Genomic DNA, 15,756 nt, shown 5'->3' with positions numbered 1-15,756 from the left:
CGCACCCGGCTTGCATGCCCCCTCATTGTTAGAACACAACCCCTGTTGCTCACCGATGGAAAGCCTGTCAAAAGGAAAGCGCGGGCCCGTGGGGCGGGCGCCCCCCCCCGGCGGGGGGGGCCGCCCCCCCCGCCGCACAATGATCCCATCGACTGCGGCCCGAGGAGACCGCCATGGCGCACACGCATTCGGAACAATTCGCCCGCTTCGCCGATTTCTACCCGTATTACCTGAACGAGCACCAGAACCCGACGTCGCGACGGCTGCACTTCATCGGCTCGCTCGGCGTGATCGGCTGCGTCGCGATGGCGATCGCAACCGGCAACTGGCTGTGGCTGCCGGCGGCGGTCGTCTGCGGCTACGGGTTCGCGTGGGTCGGACACTTCTTCTTCGAAAAGAACCGCCCGGCCACGTTCCGGCACCCGGTCTACAGCCTGATGGGCGACTGGGTGATGTTCAAGGACATCTGTACCGGCAAGATCCCGCTGTAACCGCCGGCCGGCGCGCTCACGCGGGCCGCGGCGGCCGGGCGTGCGGGTCGGACACGCCGTCCGCGTGCCCGGCGCCGCCGGCCGGCTGTGCGCCGGCGGGCCGGTGCGCGGCGATCAGCGTCGCAAGCGACACGTCGAAGCGGTCGCTCGACAGCACCGCGAGCAGCGCCGCGCCGTCGACATGACCATGGCGCCGCTGCAACTGGTAGGTCAGCTCCGTACGGTCGATCACCAGCACGTCGAACAGATGCGCGAGCGTCAGCTGCTCCGGGTTCGCGAGCATGATATAGCGCGGCGTCGCGTCGCCGCCGCCGTCCAGCCGCGCGATCCACTCCCGCTCCTCCATCGTCGTCAGCAGCCGCTGCGCGGTTTCCATGTCGCAGCGCAACATGGTCGCGAGCCGCATCGCCGTGTAGCCGCGCTTGCCGGCCGCGCGTGCGTCGGCCAGCCGCGCGAGCAGGTCGAGGGCGTCGAGCAGGTCGCTGCCCGGATAGTGGATGCGATGGAACTGGCCGACCCGGATCGCCGGCAGCGCGGACGCCACCATCGCGCCGAGCAGCGCGATGAACCAGCTCAGGTACACCCACAGCAGGAACACCGGCAGCGCGGCAAATGCGCCGTAGACGGCCGTATAGGTCGGAATCCGCCGCACGTAGTAGCCGAACCCGCGCTTCGCGAGTTCGAACGCGACCGCCGCGAACAGCCCGCCGATCACGGCGTCGCGCCACGCGACCGTGCAGTTCGGCAGGTAGACGTACAGCAGCGTGAACGCCAGCACCGTGAGCGGCAGCGACACCAGCGCGAGCAGCCACTCGACGATCGACGTCGACGGCGCCGCCCCCGTAAACGCCAGCGACTGCGTGAACAGGTACGACGAGATCGACAGGCTCACGCCGAACAGCAGCGGGCCGAGCGTGATCAACGCCCAGTACGCGAGCACGCGCTGCGCGAACGGCCGCGGCTTGCGCACGCGCCAGATCAGGTTGAACGCCGATTCGATCGTCATCATCGTCATCACCGACGTGACGACGAGCACGATCAGGCCGGCCGTCGTCAGCCCCTTGGCCTTCGACGCGAACTGGTTCAGGTACTTGAAGATCTGGATGCTGAACTGCGCGGGCATCAGGTGATCCGCGAGGAACCCCTGCAGCGAGATCTGGAACGACGCGAACATCGGAAACGCCGTGAACAGCGCGAACGCGACCGTCGCGAGCGGCACGAGCGCCAGCATCGTCGTGAAGGTCAGGCTGCCCGCCACCTGCGGGATGCGATCCTCGGCGCTGCGCCGGGCCGCGAACCGCGCGAGGCGCTTGAGGGTGTCGAGATCGACGCTCAACTTCGGCAAACGGCTTCTCCTTCACGATGCCGCGCGCCCGGCGGCGCGCCGCCGTCGCGCTGCGCGACGGCTTCAGCCCCTATAATAGCCGCTCGATTCCAGCAGGGGCCGACCGCACCGGGCACGCGCGCGGCCGCACGCGGCCCCGTAGCCCATGAAAGACATTCTCGTCCTCTATTACAGCCGTCACGGCGCCACGCGCGATCTCGCGCTGGCAATCGCGAACGGCATCGACAGCGTACCGGGCATGCAGGCCCGCATTCGCACCGTGCCGCCGGTGTCCACCGTCTGCGAAGCCTCCGCTCCCGACATTCCCGCCGACGGCCCGCCGTACGCCGAACTGCGCGATCTCGAGGAATGCGCGGGCCTCGCGCTCGGCTCGCCGACCCGCTTCGGCAACATGGCCGCATCGCTCAAGTATTTCCTCGACGGCACGACGCCGCAATGGCTGTCCGGCGCATTGACCGGCAAGCCGGCGAGCGTGTTCACGTCGACGGGCAGCCTGCACGGCGGCCAGGAATCGACCTTGCTGTCGATGATGCTGCCGCTGCTCCATCATGGAATGATGATCGTCGGGATCCCTTACACCGAATCCGCGCTCAGCACGACCCGCACCGGCGGCACGCCGTACGGCGCATCGCACGTCGCGCAGCACGACCGCTCGGCGGCCGCCGGGCTGTCGGCGGACGAAAAGGCGCTCGCCGCGGCGCTCGGCGTGCGGCTCGCGCGCGCGGCCGCCGCCCTCTCCGACGCCCGGGCCGCATGAACGCCCCCGTCCGCCCCGCCGTCGCGGCCCGGCCGCGCCACGCGCGGATCGCCGCGGCGTGCCTCGTCGCGCTGATCGCGCTGTCGCTCGCATGGGAGCTGTGGCTCGCGCCGCTGCGCCCGGGCGGCTCCGCGCTGATGCTCAAGGCCGTGCCGCTCGCGCTCGCGCTGCCCGGCGTCTGGCGGCGTAACATCTATACGATGCAGTGGGCGAGCATGCTGATCCTCGTCTACCTCGCCGAAGGCGTCGTGCGCGGCATGTCCGATCGCGGGCTGTCCGCGACGCTCGGCTGGTGCGAGACCGCGCTCGCCGTCGGCTTCTTCGTGGCGGCGCTGGCTTACGTCGCGCCGTTCAAGCGCGCGGCGAAAAAGCCGCGCGCCGCGTCCTGACCCTTACGCGACAAGGTGATGATGTCTTCCGAAGCTTTCGTTTCCGCGTGCCGCGACGCGATCGGCGCCGACCATGTGCTGACCGCTCCGCACGATACCGAACCGTTCCTGACCGACTGGCGCCGCCGCTACAAGGGTGCCGCATGCGCGGTGCTGAAGCCCGCGAGCACGGCCGAAGTCGCCGCACTCGTGAAGCTCGCCAACGCGCACGGGATCGCGCTCGTGCCGCAAGGCGGCAATACGGGCCTGGCCGGCGGCGCAACGCCCGATGCGAGCGGCAGCCAGGCCGTGCTGAGCGTCGCGCGGCTGAATCGCGTGCGTGCGCTCGATCCGCACAACAACACGATCACCGTCGAGGCCGGCGTGATCCTCGCAGACGTGCAGGCGCGCGCCCGCGAAGGCGGCCGGCTGTTCGCGCTGAGCCTCGCGGCGGAAGGCAGCTGCACGATCGGCGGCAACCTGTCGACCAATGCGGGCGGCACCGCGGTGCTGCGTTACGGCAACGCGCGCGAGCTGTGCCTCGGCCTGGAGGTCGTGACGCCCCAGGGCGACATCTGGGACGGCCTGCGCGGGTTGCGCAAGGACAACACGGGCTACGACCTGCGCGACCTGTTCATCGGCGCGGAAGGCACGCTCGGAATCATCACGGCAGCCGTGATGAAGCTGCATCCGCTGCCGGCCGCCCAGGTCACGGCGCTCGCCGCGCTCGAGTCGCCGCACGCGGCGCTCGATTTCCTCGCGCTCGCGCAGCGCGCGGCCGGGCCGCTGCTGACCGGCTTCGAGCTGATGTCGGATTTCTGCATGCAGCTGGTCGGCAAGCACTATCCGCAACTGCGCTACCCGTTCGCTCAGACGCATGCCCAGACGGTGCTGCTCGAACTGTCCGACAACGAAAGCGAAGCGCATGCGCGCGCACTGTTCGAGAAGCTGATGGAGGAAGCGTTCGAGGCCGGGCTCGTGGTCGACGCGGTGGTCGCGGAGAATCTGGCGCAGTCGCGCGCGTTCTGGGATCTGCGCGAGCACATTCCGCTGGCGCAGGCCGACGAGGGACTCAACATCAAGCACGACATCGCGGTGCCGATCTCGTCGATCGCGCGCTTCATCGACGAGACCGACGCGGCGATCCAGCAGGCGGCGCCGGGCGCACGCATGGTCACGTTCGGCCACCTCGGCGACGGCAACCTCCACTACAACGTGCAGATGCCCGAGGGCGGCGATCCGAAGGCGTTCCTCGCCGCGTTCCAGGCGCCGATCAACCGGATCGTGTACGACAACGTGCACCGCCACCACGGCACGATCAGCGCGGAACACGGCATCGGCCAGCTGAAGATCGACGACGCGCAGCGCTACAAGTCGCCGGTCGAAACGACGCTGATGCGCACGCTGAAGACCGCGCTCGACCCGCGCGGGCTGATGAATCCCGGCAAGGTCCTGCGCTGAAGCCGCCCACTCCGGAGCGAAGCCCGTGAAAGTCCGCGTCCTGTCCGACCTGCATCTCGAAGGCAACCAGCCCGACACGATTCCGCATGCCGACGCGGATCTCGTCGTACTGGCCGGCGACATCCACAATCACGCGGAAGGGCTGCGCTGGGCCGCCGAAACCTTCGACCCGGCCGTACCGGTGATCTACGTGCCGGGCAACCACGAGTACTACGACGGGGAATTCGGCGCGCTGGAAACGGCGATGCGCGACGCGGCGCATACGCTCGACAACGTGCATTACCTGAACAACGACGTCTACGTCGATCCCGAACGGCGCTTCCGCGTGCTCGGCACGACGCTCTGGAGCGATTTTTCGCTGTTCGGCGACGACGACGCCAGCATGGCCGGCTCCATCGCCGCCGCGCTGCGCGTGATGCTCGATTTCAAGGGCTTGATCCAGGTGACCTGGCCGCAGGACGCGGCGCTGCATGCGGCGCCGGGCGGGCCGGAACGGGATTTCGCGCCGGCCGACGCGATCGCGCTGCACCGGCAAGGCCGTGCATGGCTGGAAGCGCAGCTTGCGACGCCGTTCGAGGGCCGGACGATCGTCGTCACGCACCATGCGCCGCATCGGCGCTCGCTGGCGGAACGCTACGCGGACGATCCTGCTTCGGCGGGGTTCATCACGGACCTGGCCGAACTCGTCCGGCCGCCGGTGGATCTGTGGCTCCACGGCCACACGCATACGTCATTCGATTACATTGCCGAAGGCGGCACCCGCGTGGTGTGCAACCCGCGCGGCTATATTCACCGGCGCACGGGCGAGCGGGAAAACGGTGCGTTCGCGTGGGACAAGGTGGTCGAACTCGGCTGAGCACCGAGCACGGGCGGCCGCATCGCGCGGCCCGCCCTTTCCGGGGCGCTGCCGCCGGATCAGCGATCGATACGGCGCGCCTCGGGCCGCTCCGCGCGCACCCGCACCGGAACCGGCTTCATCCGCGCCTTCGCCTTCATCGCGCGCAGCAGGTCGCGGGTCGCCGCGGCGGCCGCGGCCGCGCCGAGCAGGACTCCAAGGCCGATCATCAGGTGCGTATCCATTGCTACTCCGGGGTGACGTATCTCATTGGTTCCCACAATATCAAACTGTCCGGCACACATCCGTAAAAAAATGTTGCGTGAAGGACAAATCTGGTCAGAACAGGGGCAACCGCGCCGTCATGTCGCATGCGTGTACTGCTCGAGCGCCGCTTCGTCGGCGGCGAGCGTGGCCGGCAGCTCGTCGCGCAGGAAATCGACCCAGGTGCGGATTTTCGCGTCGAGGTACTGGCGCGACGGATACAGCGCATAGATGTTCATCACGTGCGAGCGGTACTCGGGCATCACGCGCACGATGTGCCCGCTGCGCAGCCAGCCGATCGCCGAATAGACCGGCAGCCCGCCGATCCCCATCCCTTCCCGCACCGCCACCGCGAGCGCCTCGGCGACGTTCACGCGAAACGGCGGCGCCGTGATCGGGACGACCTCGTCGCCGTTCGGCCCCGCCAGCGCCCATTCGTCGAATTGAAAGCCCGGCGTGACCATGCCGAGGCAGACGTGCTGCGCGAGATCCGCCGGCCGCTGCGGCGCGCCTTGCGCGTCGACGTAGCTGCGCGACGCGCACACCACGCTGTAGCTCTCGCCGAGGCGCTGCGACACGAGCCCCGAATCGGGCAGGTCGCGGCCGACGACGATCGCGACGTCATACCCCTCGTCGAGCAGGTCGGGCATCCGCTGCGCGAGCGTCAGCTCGACGTGCACCTCCGGGTAGCGCTCGCGATAGCGCGCGATGGCCGGCACCAGATAGTGCTGGCCGAGGCTCGTGAAGCAATGGACCTTCAGCTTGCCCGACGGGCGCGCATGCGCGTCGCCCGCCTCGGCCTCGGCCTGGTCGACGTAAGCGAGGATCTGCTCGCAGCGCTGCAGGTAGCGCTCGCCCGCTTCGGTCAGCGCGATCCGGCGCGTCGTGCGGTTCAGGAGGCGCGTGCGCAGGTGCGCCTCGAGATCCGAGATCGCGCGCGACGCGTAGGCGGTCGTCGAATTCATCTGCTGGGCAGCCGCGGTAAAGCTTCCCGCGTCGACCACACGGACGAACACCCGCATGTTTTGTAACGTATCCATCCCAATACCCGTTTGAATCCGGACGGATTGTTGCACAGAGGCCAACAAGTATTGTCTCAGGATTCGTAAAAATGACTTGCACCATTGTCCATTTATTCAGGAATCACTGAAAAATATAATCGCCTCCGACTCATCTATATCCGAAAGGGAGAAAATCGTGCAGTCTCCGGCGACAAAAGGGACGCTCGCACTGGCGGTTCTTGCAGTCTCATTAATAATGGCCGGATGCGCGGGCATGGGCGACAACAAGCCGCAGTCGGCCCGCATCGAGGCGAACGCGCTCGACGCCGGCGCCGCGATCCGCGGGGCCGACCGCGACGCGGGCTGGCCCGCCGCCGACTGGTGGCGCGCATACCGCGATCCGCAGCTCGACGCCTGGATCGCCACCGCCCTGGCAGGCAGCCCGACGCTCGCGGCCGCCGAGGCGCGCGTGCGCGAAGCGCAGGCGATGGCACGCGTCGCCCGCTCGGCCGAGCTGCCGCAGATCAACGGCAACCTGTCGCTGATGCGCCAGCACTGGCCCGACAACGTGTATTACGGCCCGGGCCCGCTCGCGAACACCGACACCTGGAACAACACCGGCACGGTCGGCCTGTCGTACCACCTCGACCTGTGGGGCAAGGACAAGAACACGACCGAGCGCGCGCTCGATACCGCGCATGCGACCGCCGCCGACGCGCGTGCGGCGAAGCTCGACCTCGAAGTCGGCATCGTGCGTGCGTACGTCGACATGTCGATGAACTATGCGCTGCTCGACCTCGCGCACGAAACGTTCGAACGCCAGCGCGCGCTCGCCGATCTCGCGCGCAAGCGGCTGCAGGCCGGCATCGGCACGCAGCTCGAGGTGAGCCAGGCGGAATCGACGCTGCCCGACTACGAGCGCCAGATCGACAGCTACGAAGAGGCGATCCAGCTCGCGCGCCATCAGCTCGCCGCGCTGGCCGGCAAGGGCCCGGGCGCCGGCGACACGCTCAAGCGCCCGCAGCTCGCGCTCGACGCGCCGGCCGGCCTGCCGTCGGCGATGCCGGCCGACCTGCTCGGCCGTCGCCCGGACGTCGTCGCCGCGCGCTGGACCGTCGACGCGCAGGCGCGCGGCATCGATGTCGCGAAGGCGGCGTTCTACCCGAACATCGACCTGCTCGCGACGGTCGGCGGCTTCGGCGTGACCGCGCCGTTCACCGACTTCCTGCGCGCGATGAACGGCGGCTGGACGGCCGGCCCCGCGCTGTCGCTGCCGATCTTCGAAGGCGGACGGCTGCGCGCGCAGCTCGGCTCGGCGGACGCCGGTTACGACCAGGCGGTCGAGCGCTACAACCAGACGATCGTCGACGCGCTCAAGGACATCGCCGACCAGGTCGTGCGGATCCGCTCCCTCGATACGCAGAAGAAGGACGCCGCACGCTCGGTGGAGGCCAACGACCGCAGCTACAGGCTGTCGCGCGAAGGCTTCCGCCGCGGGCTGACCGACTACGTGAACGTGCTGGTCGCGCAGCAGCAGTTGCTGCGCGCGCAGGAAACCGCCACCCGCATCGACGCGGAACGCCTCACCGCGCATGCGCAGCTGATGACCGCGCTCGGCGGCGGCGTCGAGACGGGCAAGGACATGCCGGACACCCCGCCGCAGTCGCACGACGCACCCGCCGCGGGCGCCGCGGCGCCTGCCGCCGCATCGGGCGCACGGCCCGTGGCGGCGGTACGGCCCGCGCAGGTCGCGACCGCCGGCGCGGCCGGCATGCCGGCCGCACGGTAACGCGGAGCGACCGCCATGTCAGCCTCCTCTCCCGCTTCCACTTACGCCGGCGGCCCGTTCGCGGCCTGGTACGCCGCCTTCGGCGACTGGGCCCGCACCGACGGCGCCGCGTGGCTCTACCTGTTCAAGGCGCTGCTCGCGGCCTTCATCGCACTCGGCGTGTCGATGCGGCTCGACCTGCCGGCGCCGAAGACCGCGATGACCACGGTGTTCATCGTGATGCAGCCGCAAAGCGGCGCCGTGCTCGCGAAAAGCTTCTACCGCGTCGCCGGCACGATCTTCGGGCTCATCGCGACGCTCACGTTCATCGGGCTGTTCCCGCAGCAGCCGCAGCTGTTTCTGCTGGCCATCGCGCTGTGGATCGCCCTGTGCACCGCCGGCGCCGCACGCAACCGCAGCTTCCGCAGCTACGGCTTCCTGCTCGCCGGCTATACGACCGCGCTGATCGGCCTGCCCGCGTCGCAGCATCCGGACGGCGCATTCATGAGCGCCATGACGCGCGTGTCCGAGGTCATCATCGGGATCGTGTCGGCGGGCGTCGTCAGCGCGCTCGTGTTTCCGCAGTACACGGGCGAGCAGATGCGCACGACGGTGCGCAAGCGCTTCGGCAGCTTCGTCGACTATGTCGCGTCGGCGCTGTCGGGCCAGCTCGATCGCGCGCACATCGAGACCATCCACACGCGCTTCGTCGCCGACGTGGTCGGCTTCGAGGCCGCGCGCAGCATGGCCGTGTTCGAGCACCCGGACACGCGCATGCGCAGCGGCCGCCTCGCGCGGCTGAACAGCGAGTTCATGAGCGCGTCGAGCCGCTTTCACGCGCTGCACCAGTTGATGAACCGGCTGCACGCGGCCGGCGCGCAAGCCGCGATCGATGCGATCGAACCGTATTTCCGCGAGATCGCGCCGCTGCTCACCCGCAACGGCGAGCCCGTGCGCACGTCGATCGACGCCGCGCACTCCGCCGAGCAATTGCTCGCGTGGCGCGACGCCCTGCCGCGCCGGATCCGCGCGACGCGCGCCGAATGCGAAACGCAGCCGGACTTCCCGCTGCTCGACTTCGACACGGCCGCCGAACTGTTGTACCGCTTCATCACCGACCTGCAGGAATACGCGGCGACCTATGCGTCGCTCGCGACCGCAACGCACGAGCGCGAACGCTGGATCGAACGCTACGAGCCGCGCACCAACGCAACGGCCGCCACGATCGCGGGAATCCGCACCGCGGCGGTGATTCTCGTGCTCGGCTGGTTCTGGATCGAGACCGCTTGGCCGAGCGGCGTGATGCTGGTGCTGAACGCCGCGGCGACCTGCGCGCTCGCGTCGTCGGCGCCGCGCCCGACCGCGATGGCCGCCCAGATGGGAATGGGCACGGCGCTGGCCGTTTGCACCGGCTTCCTGCTGACGTTCGGCATCTACCCGCGGATCGACGGCTTCCTGCTGCTGTGTGCGGCGCTCGCGCCGCTGCTCGCGATCGGCATCTACATGACGCTGAAGCCGAAGCTCGCGGGATACGGGGCGGGCTACCTGATCTTCTTCTGCTTCCTCGCCGGCCCCGACAGCATCACGCACTACGACCCCATGAGCTTCATGAACGACGCCCTCGCGCTCCTGCTGTCGATGCTGGTATCGGCGATCGCGTTCGCGGTGCTGTTCCCGCCGACGGCGCCGTGGCTCAAGAAGCGGCTGTTCGCCGACCTGCGCCACCAGGCCGTCGCGGCCTGCCACGCGCGGCTCGCCGGATTGCGCACGCGCTTCGAGAGCGGCGCGCGCGACCTGATGTACCAGGCGCACACGCTGTCGGCCGACCAGCCCGACGTGCAGCGCGACGCGTTGCGCTGGATGTTCGCGGTGCTCGAGGCCGGCAACGCGGCGATCGACCTGCGCCACGAGCTGGCGACGCTGCCGCCCGACCCGCGCTATGCGCCGACGATGCCGTGGCGGCGCGCGATCGAGACGATGCGCACCGCGCTGTCCTCGCTGTTCACCCGGCCGGACAGCGAACGCTTCGATGCAACGCTCGCCGCGGTCAACGACGCGATCGACTCGACCCGGCAGACGCTCGACGCGTTCACGCCGTCACGCGAAGAACGCCACCGGCTGCAGCGCATCCTGAGCCACCTGCACTTCGTGCGCACGGCGCTGCTCGACCCCGAATCGCCGCTCGCCGCGCTCGACAGCGACGGCCCGGTACGACAACAACCTGGAGCCTCGTCATGATGCCGCGCGAAATCGCCATTCTCGATGCCTACATGCCCACGGTGGTGCTGATGTTCGTCCTGGGCGCGCTCGCGACCTGGGCCGTCGACCGCCTGCTCGCCTATACGGGCCTCTACCGCCTCGTCTGGCACCCTTCGCTGTTCCGGGCCTGCCTCCTCGTCTGCATGTGCGGCGGACTGAGTCTCGCCGTTTACCGTTGATTCCGAACCATCATGATTCTCAGAAAACTCTTCGGCTTCGTCGCGACCGCCGTCATCCTTCTCGTCGCGATCCTGATCGGGCGCTCGCTGTGGGTGCATTACATGGACGATCCGTGGACGCGCGACGGGCGCGTGCGCGCCGAGATCGTCAACGTCGCGCCGGACGTATCGGGCGCGATCGTCGAGCTGCCCGTGCATGACAACCAGCTCGTGAAAAAGGGCGACCTGATCATGCAGATCGATCCGTCGCACTACCAGATCGCGGTCGAACAGGCGCAGGCGGCCGTCGCCGCCCGCCGCGCGGAGCTGCAGATGCGCCGCGACGACGCGGCTCGCCGCGCCGACCTCGATGCGCTCGTCGTGTCGAAGGAAAACCGCGAGAACGCGGCCCACAGCGCGTCGAGCGCCGATGCGCAGTATCAGCAGGCGATCGCCGCGCTCGACGCCGCGAAGCTCAACCTCGAGCGTACGCGCGTGGTCGCGCCGGTCGACGGCTACATCACGAACCTGCAGACGTTCAAGGGCAACTACGCGGTGGCCGGCCAGGCGAAACTCGCGATCGTCGACAGCCATTCGTTCTGGGTCTACGGCTACTTCGAGGAGACCAAGCTGCCGCGCGTGAAGATCGGCGCGCCGGCCGAAATGCGGCTGATGAGCGGCGGCGTGATGAAGGGCCACGTCGAAAGCATCTCGCGCGGCATCTACGACCGCGACAACCCGCAAAGCCGCGACCTCGTCGCGGACGTGAACCCGACCTTCAACTGGGTGCGCCTCGCGCAGCGCGTGCCGGTGCGGATCCGGATCGACGAGGTGCCGGCCGACGTGGTGCTGTCGGCGGGCACGACCTGCACGGTCATCATCGATCCCGACAAGCAGAAGAAGTCGTAAGCGCGGAGCGGCCGGCGTCCCCCGGCCGCGTCACTGCCAGAAGAACCGGTAAGGCAGGAACGGCGACGGGCCGAGCCCCGATTCGCCGAGCATGTTGCGCAACCGCATCGCGAAACCGATGGCGCCGATCACGCATCCGACGCGATCTTCGCCGCGCAGAACGCGAGACCGTAGCACAGCCCGCTCATCGCCATATCGTAGAAGAACAACGGAAAGACCAGCGTGGCGAACACGGACGCATCCTTGACCGTCCGCCCGAACGCGATGACGATCAGCAACGACAGGATCGCCGTCGCAATGCGCGGATCGTGCCCGACCCATTCGAGCGCACGCACGAGCCACACGAAGCCGGGCTCGTGCGTGCGCGGCACGAACTTCAGGTTGCCGCTCCAGACGCCGGCCACGATGTCCTGGTAACTCGCCGTGTCGGTACCCGTCCGGCCGCGCAGTACGGCGAATGCGGCAGCCGGCGCGATCCCCGCCGCAAGCCACCGCCAGGCAGTCACGCGCGTGCGCAGGCCGATCGCGGCCGCGACGAGCACGCACAGGTATCCGCTCAGGTAAATCATCGCCGTCATTGTTGTCGACGACCCGCCCGGCGCGCCGCCGCCCCGCTACCGGCGCGCACGCGCCGCGGGCGCTCCCCCCCAGCCGTGTGGTAGCGCATTGTAGGGGATTGCGCGCCGTGCGACTGCCGGTCCGGTCATCGAACCACGGGCGGCGCCGGCATGCGCGCGTCGCGGCTGGCCGGCCCGCGACCGCGCGGCGCTCAGGCCGCGATGCGAAAGCGCCCGACCAGCAATTTCAGCGCCTGCGCCTGCTCGTCGAGCGCGTTCGCCGCGGCTGCCGCCTGCTCGACGAGTGCCGCGTTCTGCTGGGTGCCGGCGTCCATCTGCGTGACCGCTCGGCCGATCTCGTCGATCCCGGCGCTCTGCTCGTCCGATGCGGCCGAAATCTCGCCGATGATGTCGGTCACGCGCTTGACGGCCCGCACGACGTCGCCCATCGTGCGGCCCGCGTCGTGCGCGAGCGCCGCGCCGTTCGCGACACGCTCGACCGACGCGCCGATCAATGAGCGGATCTCCTTCGCCGCAGTCGCCGCGCGTTGCGCGAGCAGCCGGACCTCGCCCGCGACCACCGAGAAACCGCGCCCCTGCTCGCCGGCGCGCGCGGCTTCGACCGCCGCGTTCAACGCCAGAATATTGGTCTGGAACGCGATCCCCTCGATCGTGCCGATGATGTCGCGAATGTTTTTCGCGCTGTCGTCGATCTCGCTCATCGTCGCGACCACGCGCCCGACGACCTCCCCGCCGGTCTCCGCGACGGCCGATGCATTGGCCGCGAGCGCGCTCGCCTGCCGCGCGTTCTCGGCGTTCTGCCGTACGGTCGACGTGAGCTGCTCCATGCTGGCCGCGGTGCGCTCGAGCGCGACGGCCTGCTGCTCGGTGCGTTTCGACAGGTCGAGGTTGCCGGTGGAAATCTCGCCGGACGCGGCCGCGATCGCCTCGGCACTGACGGCGATCTCGCCGACGGTCGCCGCGAGCCCCGTCTGCATCTCGGACAGCGCGCGCACCATGCTGTCGCGGTCGTGCCTGCCGAGCACGATCGGCCGCGTCAGGTCGCCGCGCGCGATGTCGGCGGCAATCGCCTTCGCATGCGCGGGCTCGCCGCCGAGCTGCGACGCGAGCCGGCGCACGACGCGCTCGGCGATCACGATCGCGAGCACGATCAGCGCGGCCGTCATCGCCGCGATCATCGCGAACGACGACGAGAAGATGGTGGCGGACGCATCGAGCGTCGCCTTCGACTTCGCGCCGCGCGTCTTCACGAGCTCGGCGACGAGTTTCTCGAGCTTGCCGGTCTCGACCAGCAACGACACGTCCTGCGTGCCGACCTGCCAGTTCATCTGCGACAGGTCGAGCGGCTGCGCGCGCACGAGCTCGACGAAATCGCGCAGATGCGCGCTCCACGCGCCCACTGCCGTCGAAAAGGCGCGCAAGCGCGCCGAATCGTCGGCATCGGACGGATCCGCGTAGCGCTGCAGCGTACCGAGCGCCTGGCCGATCGACGCGAGCCCCGCGCCGACCTCGGCGCCCAGTTCGTCGCGCTCCTTCGCGGTGGTCGCGGTCAGCAGCATCTTCTGGGCCCGGCTCGCGTGCAGCACCTCGGCCCGCACCTCCTGCGCCGCGCGGCTCGCGACGTGGCCCTGCTCGTAGACCGACGCGATCGACCCGTTCAGCCGGCTGATCTGCCACAGCGAGAACATGCCGATCGCCAGCGTGCCCGCCAGCAGGATCGCGAACGCGGCGCGCAAGGTCGCCTTGACGGTCCACGGCCGGCGTGCGCGGCGCGCCGCGCGCGGTCGTCGCACGGCGCGACCGGCGGCCACGTCGGGTGCGGCGGCCGCCGCACCGGGCTGTGGATGCAGAGATGCTGCTTTCATCGATATATCCCCGTATTGATCACGCAGCCGGAAAGGTCGGTTCCAGCATTCCCGCGACGGCCGGCCATGCCGCACGTCCTGCGCCCGCACGGCGGATAGCCGGTGCCGGGCGCGGCGCGCCTGTTGTCATTGGGTCGTTCTACGGCCGCCGCCGCCATTTCTTGAGTCCGGTAAACCACCCACCGGCCCGGGCGCCCCGCTCGCCGCCGTGCGAACGCGCCGCCAGCGTTATACCCGGCCAAAAAACCGGGCACCGGCCGGTCGCTCGGAGGAATGTCCGATTCACGACAAAACTTGGCAGGACATTCTCGATACGCCACATTACACTTCTTTGACGCAACAACGATTCAAGACGCGCCGATCCCCAGCAGAGCGCGCCCGCCACCTCAACTCGTTCAGCTCTCACATGGAAACCAGCCTCGACACCGGCACCGCCGGCGCAGCCGCCGCCCAGCCGTCCGCACCGCCCGTCGCGCGCACCGTCTATCCGGTGCTCGGCGCAATCAGTTTCTCGCACATGCTCAACGACATGATCCAGTCGTTGATCCTCGCGATCTACCCGATGCTCAAGAGCCAGTTCGCGCTGTCGTTCGCGCAGATCGGCCTGATCACGCTCACCTACCAGATCACCGCGTCGCTGCTGCAGCCGCTGATCGGTCTTTATACCGACAAGCGTCCGAAGCCGTATTCGCTGCCGGTCGGCATGGGCTTTACGCTCGCGGGGCTGCTGCTGATGTCGGTCGCACCCAGTTTCCCGATACTGCTGGTGGCCGCGGCGCTCGTCGGCTGCGGCTCGTCGGTGTTCCATCCCGAATCGTCGCGCGTCGCGCGGATGGCGTCGGGCGGCCAGCACGGGCTCGCGCAGTCGGTGTTCCAGGTCGGCGGCAATGCGGGCTCCGCGCTCGGGCCGCTGCTCGCGGCACTCGTGATCATTCCGCACGGCCAGCACAGCATCGCGTGGTTCTCGGCGGCCGCGCTGGTCGCGATGATCGTGCTCACGCAGATCGGCCACTGGTACAAGAAGCATCCGTCGATGAAGAAGAAGGCCGCGGCGGCCGGCCACCCGACGCTGTCGCGCGGCCGCGTGATGGGCGCGATCGGCGTGCTGGTGCTGCTCGTGTTCTCGAAGTACTTCTATCTGGCAAGCATCAACAGCTATTTCACGTTCTACCTGATCGACAAGTTCCACCTGTCGGTGCAGGCCGCGCAGATCCACCTGTTCGTGTTCCTCGCGGCCGTGGCGGCCGGCACGCTGATCGGCGGGCCCGTCGGCGACCGGATCGGCCGCAAGTACGTGATCTGGGCCTCGATCCTCGGCGTCGCGCCGTTCACGCTGCTGCTGCCATACGCGAACCTGTTCTGGACGAGCGTGCTGACCGTGATCATCGGCGTCGTGCTGGCGTCGGCGTTCGCCGCGATCCTCGTGTACGCGACCGAACTGATGCCCGGCAAGGTCGGGATGGTCGCGGGCCTGTTCTTCGGCTTCGCGTTCGGTCTCGGCGGGGTCGGCGCGGCCGTGCTCGGCCAGCTCGCCGACGCGACGAGCATCGCGTTCGTCTACAAGGTGTGTTCGTTCCTGCCGCTGATCGGCGTGCTGACGGTGTTCCTGCCGAACCTCGAGGGCAGCCGCAGCCGGCGCAAGCCGGCGTGACGGGGCGGCCGCGGCGTGCGCGCCGCGGCCGGCCGAACGGGCGCAT

The 15,756-nt window shown here is 69.1% G+C and carries 15 protein-coding genes; 10 read left to right on the top strand and 5 right to left on the bottom strand.

Annotation, left to right across the window (positions count from 1 at the left end):
• Positions 1 to 173 precede the first annotated feature (173 nt).
• The gene (locus GQ56_RS0131115) at positions 174 to 491 is read left to right on the top strand and encodes an Mpo1-like protein (RefSeq protein WP_031402369.1); all 318 of its coding nucleotides are present in this window, start codon (positions 174 to 176) and stop codon (positions 489 to 491) included.
• A 16-nt stretch (positions 492 to 507) separates the two neighbouring features.
• Here GQ56_RS0131115 and GQ56_RS0131110 read toward each other — a convergent pair whose 3' ends face one another.
• Positions 508 to 1,836 (bottom strand): YihY family inner membrane protein, encoded by a 1,329-nt coding sequence (locus GQ56_RS0131110; protein WP_031402368.1) that lies wholly within the window; start codon positions 1,834 to 1,836, stop codon positions 508 to 510.
• 145 nt (positions 1,837 to 1,981) lie between these two features.
• Here GQ56_RS0131110 and wrbA point away from each other — a divergent pair, with 145 nt between their 5' ends.
• The 4 genes from wrbA to GQ56_RS0131090 are packed head-to-tail and all read left to right on the top strand — an operon-like array spanning position 1,982 to position 5,278.
• On the top strand, positions 1,982 to 2,593 hold the full coding sequence (wrbA, locus tag GQ56_RS0131105; RefSeq protein WP_031402367.1) for an NAD(P)H:quinone oxidoreductase: 612 nt from the start codon (positions 1,982 to 1,984) through the stop codon (positions 2,591 to 2,593).
• Complete coding sequence (locus GQ56_RS0131100) at positions 2,590 to 2,982, top strand: DUF2069 domain-containing protein (RefSeq protein WP_031402366.1); 393 nt, start codon at positions 2,590 to 2,592, stop codon at positions 2,980 to 2,982. The genes wrbA and GQ56_RS0131100 overlap by 4 nt, the downstream gene beginning before the upstream one ends.
• A gap of 18 nt (positions 2,983 to 3,000) precedes the next feature.
• The gene (locus GQ56_RS0131095) at positions 3,001 to 4,422 is read left to right on the top strand and encodes an FAD-binding oxidoreductase (RefSeq protein ID WP_031402365.1); all 1,422 of its coding nucleotides are present in this window, start codon (positions 3,001 to 3,003) and stop codon (positions 4,420 to 4,422) included.
• 25 nt (positions 4,423 to 4,447) lie between these two features.
• On the top strand, positions 4,448 to 5,278 hold the full coding sequence (locus tag GQ56_RS0131090; protein WP_031402364.1) for a metallophosphoesterase: 831 nt from the start codon (positions 4,448 to 4,450) through the stop codon (positions 5,276 to 5,278).
• Positions 5,279 to 5,337: 59 nt separating this feature from the next.
• Here the strand turns inward: GQ56_RS0131090 and GQ56_RS46125 are convergent, their stop codons facing one another.
• Together GQ56_RS46125 and GQ56_RS0131080 are read right to left on the bottom strand one after the other, a co-directional pair.
• Positions 5,338 to 5,502, bottom strand: coding sequence for a hypothetical protein (locus tag GQ56_RS46125; RefSeq protein ID WP_162836111.1), 165 nt, complete (start codon positions 5,500 to 5,502; stop codon positions 5,338 to 5,340).
• A 117-nt stretch (positions 5,503 to 5,619) separates the two neighbouring features.
• Positions 5,620 to 6,561, bottom strand: coding sequence for a LysR family transcriptional regulator (locus GQ56_RS0131080; RefSeq protein ID WP_031402363.1), 942 nt, complete (start codon positions 6,559 to 6,561; stop codon positions 5,620 to 5,622).
• A gap of 157 nt (positions 6,562 to 6,718) precedes the next feature.
• Here GQ56_RS0131080 and GQ56_RS0131075 point away from each other — a divergent pair, with 157 nt between their 5' ends.
• Genes GQ56_RS0131075 through GQ56_RS0131060 form a run of 4 tightly spaced genes read left to right on the top strand, consistent with a single transcriptional unit; the run spans position 6,719 to position 11,616 of the window.
• Complete coding sequence (locus tag GQ56_RS0131075; protein ID WP_031402362.1) at positions 6,719 to 8,311, top strand: efflux transporter outer membrane subunit; 1,593 nt, start codon at positions 6,719 to 6,721, stop codon at positions 8,309 to 8,311.
• 15 nt (positions 8,312 to 8,326) lie between these two features.
• Positions 8,327 to 10,528 (top strand): FUSC family protein, encoded by a 2,202-nt coding sequence (locus GQ56_RS0131070; protein WP_031402361.1) that lies wholly within the window; start codon positions 8,327 to 8,329, stop codon positions 10,526 to 10,528.
• The gene (locus tag GQ56_RS0131065) at positions 10,525 to 10,728 is read left to right on the top strand and encodes a DUF1656 domain-containing protein (RefSeq protein ID WP_031402360.1); all 204 of its coding nucleotides are present in this window, start codon (positions 10,525 to 10,527) and stop codon (positions 10,726 to 10,728) included. The genes GQ56_RS0131070 and GQ56_RS0131065 overlap by 4 nt, the downstream gene beginning before the upstream one ends.
• 12 nt (positions 10,729 to 10,740) lie before the next feature.
• The gene (locus tag GQ56_RS0131060; RefSeq protein WP_014897260.1) at positions 10,741 to 11,616 is read left to right on the top strand and encodes an efflux RND transporter periplasmic adaptor subunit; all 876 of its coding nucleotides are present in this window, start codon (positions 10,741 to 10,743) and stop codon (positions 11,614 to 11,616) included.
• A 128-nt stretch (positions 11,617 to 11,744) separates the two neighbouring features.
• Here the strand turns inward: GQ56_RS0131060 and GQ56_RS0131050 are convergent, their stop codons facing one another.
• On the bottom strand, positions 11,745 to 12,194 hold the full coding sequence (locus tag GQ56_RS0131050) for an EpsG family protein (protein ID WP_031402359.1): 450 nt from the start codon (positions 12,192 to 12,194) through the stop codon (positions 11,745 to 11,747).
• A 191-nt stretch (positions 12,195 to 12,385) separates the two neighbouring features.
• The gene (locus tag GQ56_RS0131045) at positions 12,386 to 14,059 is read right to left on the bottom strand and encodes a methyl-accepting chemotaxis protein (RefSeq protein ID WP_031402358.1); all 1,674 of its coding nucleotides are present in this window, start codon (positions 14,057 to 14,059) and stop codon (positions 12,386 to 12,388) included.
• Positions 14,060 to 14,465: 406 nt separating this feature from the next.
• On the opposite strand from GQ56_RS0131045, the gene GQ56_RS0131040 reads away from it, so the two are divergent.
• Complete coding sequence (locus GQ56_RS0131040; RefSeq protein WP_031402357.1) at positions 14,466 to 15,710, top strand: MFS transporter; 1,245 nt, start codon at positions 14,466 to 14,468, stop codon at positions 15,708 to 15,710.
• The last annotated feature ends 46 nt before the right edge of the window (positions 15,711 to 15,756 follow it).

This window comes from Burkholderia paludis, from assembly GCF_000732615.1.
GTDB lineage: Bacteria > Pseudomonadota > Gammaproteobacteria > Burkholderiales > Burkholderiaceae > Burkholderia > Burkholderia paludis.
Note: the sequence above shows the minus strand (reverse complement) of the source record. Positions and strands in the feature narration are given on the sequence as shown.

What these genes read in the sequence shown, in the direction of transcription:
- GQ56_RS0131115 (WP_031402369.1), top strand. Translation starts at nt 174, where the DNA reads ATGGCGCACACGCATTCGGAACAATTCGCCCGCTTCGCCGATTTCTAC.
- wrbA (WP_031402367.1), top strand. Translation starts at nt 1,982, where the DNA reads ATGAAAGACATTCTCGTCCTCTATTACAGCCGTCACGGCGCCACGCGC.
- GQ56_RS0131100 (WP_031402366.1), top strand. Translation starts at nt 2,590, where the DNA reads ATGAACGCCCCCGTCCGCCCCGCCGTCGCGGCCCGGCCGCGCCACGCG.
- GQ56_RS0131095 (WP_031402365.1), top strand. Translation starts at nt 3,001, where the DNA reads ATGATGTCTTCCGAAGCTTTCGTTTCCGCGTGCCGCGACGCGATCGGC.
- GQ56_RS46125 (WP_162836111.1), bottom strand. Translation starts at nt 5,502, where the DNA reads ATGGATACGCACCTGATGATCGGCCTTGGAGTCCTGCTCGGCGCGGCC.
- GQ56_RS0131080 (WP_031402363.1), bottom strand. Translation starts at nt 6,561, where the DNA reads ATGGATACGTTACAAAACATGCGGGTGTTCGTCCGTGTGGTCGACGCG.
- GQ56_RS0131070 (WP_031402361.1), top strand. Translation starts at nt 8,327, where the DNA reads ATGTCAGCCTCCTCTCCCGCTTCCACTTACGCCGGCGGCCCGTTCGCG.
- GQ56_RS0131065 (WP_031402360.1), top strand. Translation starts at nt 10,525, where the DNA reads ATGATGCCGCGCGAAATCGCCATTCTCGATGCCTACATGCCCACGGTG.
- GQ56_RS0131060 (WP_014897260.1), top strand. Translation starts at nt 10,741, where the DNA reads ATGATTCTCAGAAAACTCTTCGGCTTCGTCGCGACCGCCGTCATCCTT.
- GQ56_RS0131050 (WP_031402359.1), bottom strand. Translation starts at nt 12,194, where the DNA reads ATGACGGCGATGATTTACCTGAGCGGATACCTGTGCGTGCTCGTCGCG.
- GQ56_RS0131045 (WP_031402358.1), bottom strand. Translation starts at nt 14,059, where the DNA reads ATGAAAGCAGCATCTCTGCATCCACAGCCCGGTGCGGCGGCCGCCGCA.
- GQ56_RS0131040 (WP_031402357.1), top strand. Translation starts at nt 14,466, where the DNA reads ATGGAAACCAGCCTCGACACCGGCACCGCCGGCGCAGCCGCCGCCCAG.